Annotated in this window: 6 protein-coding genes and 2 pseudogenes; 3 read left to right on the top strand and 5 right to left on the bottom strand. The window is 66.3% G+C overall.

All coding sequences use genetic code 11. The annotated features are described in order from the left end of the window. Window positions 1–115 (top strand): annotated as a pseudogene (locus tag J1M40_RS12790) (IS5/IS1182 family transposase); the annotation flags it as partial. Window positions 116–124: 9 nt separating this feature from the next. Then, window positions 125–433: pseudogene (locus tag J1M40_RS09915) on the top strand (transposase); the annotation flags it as partial. A 161-nt stretch (window positions 434–594) separates the two neighbouring features. On the opposite strand, the gene J1M40_RS09910 reads toward J1M40_RS09915, so the two are convergent. Together J1M40_RS09910 and J1M40_RS09905 are read right to left on the bottom strand one after the other, a co-directional pair. Then, window positions 595–1,206 carry a trans-aconitate 2-methyltransferase gene (locus J1M40_RS09910; RefSeq protein ID WP_206450758.1) on the bottom strand — a complete coding sequence of 204 codons (612 nt, stop codon included), beginning with the start codon at window positions 1,204–1,206 and terminating at the stop codon, window positions 595–597. A 219-nt stretch (window positions 1,207–1,425) separates the two neighbouring features. Further along, window positions 1,426–1,857, bottom strand: coding sequence for a hypothetical protein (locus J1M40_RS09905; protein ID WP_206450757.1), 432 nt, complete (start codon window positions 1,855–1,857; stop codon window positions 1,426–1,428). A gap of 87 nt (window positions 1,858–1,944) precedes the next feature. On the opposite strand from J1M40_RS09905, the gene J1M40_RS09900 reads away from it, so the two are divergent. Continuing rightward, a complete protein-coding gene (locus J1M40_RS09900) occupies window positions 1,945–2,538 on the top strand; it encodes a hypothetical protein (protein ID WP_206450756.1) in 594 nt (197 codons plus the stop codon). A 682-nt stretch (window positions 2,539–3,220) separates the two neighbouring features. On the opposite strand, the gene J1M40_RS09895 is transcribed toward J1M40_RS09900, so the two are convergent. From J1M40_RS09895 to J1M40_RS09885, 3 genes are all read right to left on the bottom strand, one after another. Next, window positions 3,221–3,460, bottom strand: a complete 240-nt coding sequence (locus J1M40_RS09895) for a hypothetical protein (RefSeq protein ID WP_206450755.1) — start codon at window positions 3,458–3,460, stop codon at window positions 3,221–3,223. 33 nt (window positions 3,461–3,493) lie between these two features. Then, window positions 3,494–3,724: a hypothetical protein gene (locus J1M40_RS09890; RefSeq protein ID WP_206450754.1), complete on the bottom strand. Its 231-nt coding sequence runs from the start codon at window positions 3,722–3,724 to the stop codon at window positions 3,494–3,496. 107 nt (window positions 3,725–3,831) lie between these two features. Next, a complete protein-coding gene (locus J1M40_RS09885) occupies window positions 3,832–4,779 on the bottom strand; it encodes a GDSL-type esterase/lipase family protein (RefSeq protein WP_206450753.1) in 948 nt (315 codons plus the stop codon). Window positions 4,780–4,945 lie beyond the last annotated feature (166 nt).

Genomic DNA, 4,945 nt, shown 5'->3' with positions numbered 1-4,945 from the left:
CAACCGGCTCAAACAGTGGCGAGGAATCGCGATGCGCTCGGACAAGTACGCCCGGAGCTATCACGCCGGGCTCTGCCTCGCCGCGACACTGCATTGGCTGACTACTACCCTTTAGCAACACGCCCTAGGGGATAAGGCCTACTCCTGAAGGGCGATCCGCACCCACCTGCGCTCCCGCCGGATCAGGGCCGTCATCCCCGAGCCGGCAGATCAGCGAGGCCACCGCAGACGCCGCGGCCCCCGCGGTGGTAGGCCCGTGGGCCTGGACGCGACCGCCTACAAGGGCCACAACGTGATCGAGCGCCGATACGCGCACCTGAAGCAGTGGCGGGGCCTGGCCACCCGGTACGACAAGTACTCCATCGTCTACCGGGCTGCCGTGGTGCTGAACGCGGTGATCGCGTGGTTGAAACTATTGTCAGACACGCCCTAGGCGGCCTTCCATGCCTGCCCGGGGGCGGGGTGGGGGTTCGTAGAAGGGGGTATAGGCGCTCGGGCGCGCCCCCCCCGTTGGCGAAGATTGTGGCGAGGCTTCGGCCCCCCACAAACGACCATTTGCGCGGTTTCGCTCGCCAGGTGTCGGGCGCGGAGGGGTCAGGCTGGGCGGCGGGCGATAACGGTGAAGGTGTGCCAATGCTTGATGCCGTCGAACGCACGCCCTTCTTCGTTGCGTTCGTTCAGTTCGATCACCTCCAAAGTGTCGAGGAGTTCGTCCACCTCTTTCCCGGTGAGGTAGGTGCCCAGGTCCGAGGCCCAGGTGTCATCGGAGCCGAAGAGATCGACCGCCAGGATCCCGTCTGGCAGCAGGGCGTGCTTGATCCGCTCCCACACCGAGGTGAAGCGTGCGCGAGGGATGAATGGCAGAGAGGCATTGGCCACGATCAGGTCGGCGTGCGGGAGGGGATCCCACTCCTCGATGAGGCCCGTCCGGTGTTCGAGGATGCCGAGCGAGGTGAGTTCATTCATGTGCTTTTCGACGCTCGAGTCGACGTCGATGGTGTGGACGCTCAAGCCCTCCTGGAGAAGACGCCGGGTCTCCATGCCAGCGCCGCTTCCCAGCTCGACAGCGCGCAGACCTGCGAGGTTCTGGTGGGTGGCCCGCAGTGCTGTGAGCGCCCGGTCGGTGAGAGGGCGTACGGCCGAGGTGCCTGCCCGCGCGGCGTTGTAGGAGGCCCAATCGCTGGAACTTGTGGGAGTGGCTGGCATGGCCTGAGTATCTCGACCTGGGCACGTAGGGGGAAGAGGATGCGACGAGCGATGGTGTGTCGCGGCTTCCCCATGGCGAGAGTTGCGGCGAGGATCGGGCCCGCCGCAAACGACCCTTTCAGCCGGCGTGCGGACCGATGGGCGGACGGACGTAGAGCTGCCCAGCGCACGACCCGCGGGCACGGGCCCCGCACTAGCGATGAGTACGGGGCCGACATGTCAAACTTCTTTGCCCGCTGCTTCAAGGCGGTGCAGCAGGAGGCGAGCGAGCTGGCGCCATTCATCCCCACTGGCGCCTTGGGCGTAGTGCTCGGCGACGTGGTTCACGTCTTCCGCATCCGCCGGGTTCCAGTCCGCTACATGCGGCGCTGCGACCTGCAAGGTCCCGTCGCCGGCCCATTTCACGGGGCCGTCCCCGCCCTTCCGGCCATGTGCCGCCGTGAGCTGATGCAACTTAAAGCGTCCCCCCTGGACCATGCTTCCCACGGACGGGAAACGATCCGCCGGACCCCAGGCCCGCCATGCGCTACGGAACGCAAGCTCTACGGAAGTTGGGTGCTCCTGGAAGTGATCCCGACCCTCTTGCAGTAGGCCGAGCGCGAGGCCCGTGGACACGGAATAGGTCTGCTGCTGTTTCGTCGGCTGCGTCATGGCCCGAGCCTAGGTGCATCATGCATGAGGTGACCCCAGCGCACGTCAGCCGTTCGACCTAGTTGCAGGCCGGTCTAGAGTCGCGACATGGATCCTCTACTGACGCAGTTGATGGCTGATCTTGCCGGAGTCGCCGCTAGAAACACGGCGAGCAAGATTTACGACAAGGTCCGCTCCGCGCGCGCCAGCAACCGGGATGAAGAGACCATTGCGAGCCTGCAAGAGATCATCGACGAATTGATCGAGGACAAGAATGAGGCTGTCCGAATCGCGCGAGCCTACGAAGACCAGCTCTCGGCTCGGCGTCTCGCCCCAGGGGACATTAAGTACATCGCTGAGACGGTCCTACCCATCATCGAGAAGTTCGCCCCAAAGGAGATCCAGGGCAATAGGGGACAGTCATCGGGAGCGTCTGCAGCCGACACCCTAGAGGCGGTTCGGTCGCTCCTCAGCCCTGAGTTGCTCAACGTTCTGCAGCTCATCGGCTACAACTTCCGTGACGGCCTTGGTGAGCCTCTCACGAGGCTTACGTCGGCGGCGATCGCCAACGCGGCACGGCAGCGTGGGCCGAAGGCGGAGGAACTGGAGTTGGCCCGACTGCAACGCGAGACTCTTCTGGCACAGATCACGTTGGATCCGGCCGCCTACACGCGGTGGACCGGCAAGGCCACAGAAGACTAAGCCACTTGCGACCACACGCGGGGTGTCCAGTGCCGCGTGAGGCCAAGGCCCCGGCCTTCCCATCACGGGAAGTCGGGGCCTTTCGTCGTTCAGGGGTGCGGACACCGTCTGCATCCTGCCGACGTGACTATTGCTCACGTCAACGGCGCAGAGGGTGGGAGCTGAGCACCGAACCTGCGACGGTGGCAGGTTGGAGGGTGACGGCAGTCCCGACGCCCCAGGGTGGATATTCGGTTGGACCCCCAACAGCCCCGAGGGCGTACAGACTGTGGAAGCCCCCAGGGGTACTCACTGGGCGAGTACCCCTGGCCGGCACGCTGTTCCGGTCACCTCGCATTCCATGTGCGGGCTGGGCCAGCTCGGATCTCAGATCGCCCTGCACCTCGCGTTTCAGACGCAGGCTGATGGTCCCGTTAGAAATGCGAGCAAGGCCGGGTGCTGCCACAGGGGCACGCGCTTCTACGTACTCGGGCGAGAGCGCTGCGCCCCATCCGCGTTTCAGACGCGAGAGGGCGAGGGTCGGATTTGAAATCGGACCCCTGGGGCCGCGTTTGTAACTCGACCCCTGGCACGACGACGGCCCCGGCCCTCCCGCGGTGGGAGAGTCGGGGTCGTCTCGTGGTCCAGGGGTACGCGCTGAGTACGGACCCCTCTCGCGGCCCGGGCGCAGTCCACGGCCGGCTCACCGCTGGCCGCCCAGTTCGGCCCCTGCGGCGTTCCAGGCTGCGCTCATCGTGGTCACCCGCACGCCCAGCCGGTCCGCCGCCCGGGCGAAATCGGTGAGCGTCCCGCCGCACTTCTTCGAGGCGATAGCACGGGCTACGTCCCGCACGTCATCAGCCTGGAGCTCTTCGATTCGGTCTGCGACCTCGAGCAGTTGGGAGGCGAGGATGCGGGCCTGCCGAGGAGTCAGATCGCCCATGACGAGGTTGTCGAGCCCGTGCGGCTCCACCTTTCACCAAGTTGACCACGCCCGCTCACCGTGAGCATCCGCCTGGTCGAAGGCCACTCGATGGCTTTTGACCTTGTTGATGCTGGATCCCTGGCGGTCAGTCTCAGGCGAGTCGATGGTCAGCTTGCCGAAGATGGTGTCGAGACCCCCGCGTGAGGGATACCAGGTCTTCTCCATGAGTCGGCTCAGGTTCAGAGCGACGTCCGTGGCCCAGGGCGTTTTCATAGGGGTCATCCTGCACCCTTCGGTGGCATGGGCGTGCAGCGGTGCGCCCGTCACCGGCCGGTTCAGTTCGTGAACCCGTAAGCCGTGTCCATCGGGAGCGAGCGGTCGCGGTTCGCTTATCGGGCTGTCGGGCTGGGAGCCATACGCTTCCAGAGCTGGGCGTGGCCCTCGGCGTCGGGATGGACCCCGTCGGTGAACCGGTCCGTCCGACCTTCCAGGACGGGCCAGAGGTCTATGACGTCGCGGTGGGTCTGAGTAGCCCAGCAGATCAGCCGGTCACGGTAGTTCGCGGCGTCCTGAAGGCGTACCTGCACGCTGAACCGCTCGGAGGCGCGCTTGACGTCGAGCCACACGGGCGTGAGGACGACGGGTCGGCGACCGACGCCCTCCAGCCGGGTGCACAAAGCGTCCATCATCGTCACGAGCTCGGCAGGATGGGCGGGGCCGTGGTCGGCGGCCAGGTCGTTGATGCCGGCCGCGATGACGACGGTGTCCACACGGCGCAGAGCAGTCTCAGCGTCGATGTGATGGGTGAGCTGTCGGAGAGTGAGGCCGGGGACGGCGAGATTCCACACCCGCCGCCCGTAGGTGTTGCTGTGCTGTCGTGTCAGGTGTCCGGCCCAGCCTCCGCCGGGGTCGTCAAGACCGAACGCGATCGAGTCGCCCACGACGGCGATGCGTTCAGCGGCGGTCAATGGGTCTGCGGCGACGTAGGCCCATGCCGTACCGGTGCGAGGTTCGTCCCCTGGACCGATCGTGGTGAGCTGCACCCGCCGGCGGACGTAGGCGTCCACCTCGTAGGCGTCGGCGGCGGCCAGTTGCTCGGTGCTCAGGGTGAGCACGTGGCCCTGAACGGCCTCCTCCACCCGTCGGGCAAGGCCCCGGTGCTCAGCGGCGCCAGAGAGACGGATGACATCGGGGTCCGTGATGGGGACGTACACCAGGCCATGGCCGGGGAGGCCGGCAGGCTGGGAGGGCACGGGTCCGCCGAAGAGAGCGTGTTGCACCTGCGGCTGGGTCAAGGTCCCGAAGGAGAAGAGCTGGGCCAGCTGAGTCTCAGGCATGGGGCGAGATTACCGGGGCTGAGATGTTCGCACGTGAGGGTGTGGCTTGCGCCGCTATATGGCGGGGTTCTGTCGGAGCTCAGTGGCGGCCTCCAAGCACGCGGGCAAGAGGGCGCTGCGAGTGAGGCTCACGTTCCGCAAGCCGATCCTTCACCGGGACAGCGGC

It is taken from the genome of Micrococcus sp. KRD026 (genome assembly GCF_017168445.1).
GTDB classification, from domain to species: Bacteria; Actinomycetota; Actinomycetes; order Actinomycetales; family Micrococcaceae; genus Micrococcus; species Micrococcus luteus.
Note: the sequence above shows the minus strand (reverse complement) of the source record. Positions and strands in the feature narration are given on the sequence as shown.

Bases quoted from the DNA above. Each gene is read 5' to 3' on its own strand.
- J1M40_RS09910 (WP_206450758.1), bottom strand. From the start codon at position 1,206: ATGCCAGCCACTCCCACAAGTTCCAGCGATTGGGCCTCCTACAACGCC.
- J1M40_RS09905 (WP_206450757.1), bottom strand. From the start codon at position 1,857: ATGACGCAGCCGACGAAACAGCAGCAGACCTATTCCGTGTCCACGGGC.
- J1M40_RS09900 (WP_206450756.1), top strand. From the start codon at position 1,945: ATGGATCCTCTACTGACGCAGTTGATGGCTGATCTTGCCGGAGTCGCC.
- J1M40_RS09895 (WP_206450755.1), bottom strand. From the start codon at position 3,460: ATGGGCGATCTGACTCCTCGGCAGGCCCGCATCCTCGCCTCCCAACTG.
- J1M40_RS09890 (WP_206450754.1), bottom strand. From the start codon at position 3,724: ATGACCCCTATGAAAACGCCCTGGGCCACGGACGTCGCTCTGAACCTG.
- J1M40_RS09885 (WP_206450753.1), bottom strand. From the start codon at position 4,779: ATGCCTGAGACTCAGCTGGCCCAGCTCTTCTCCTTCGGGACCTTGACC.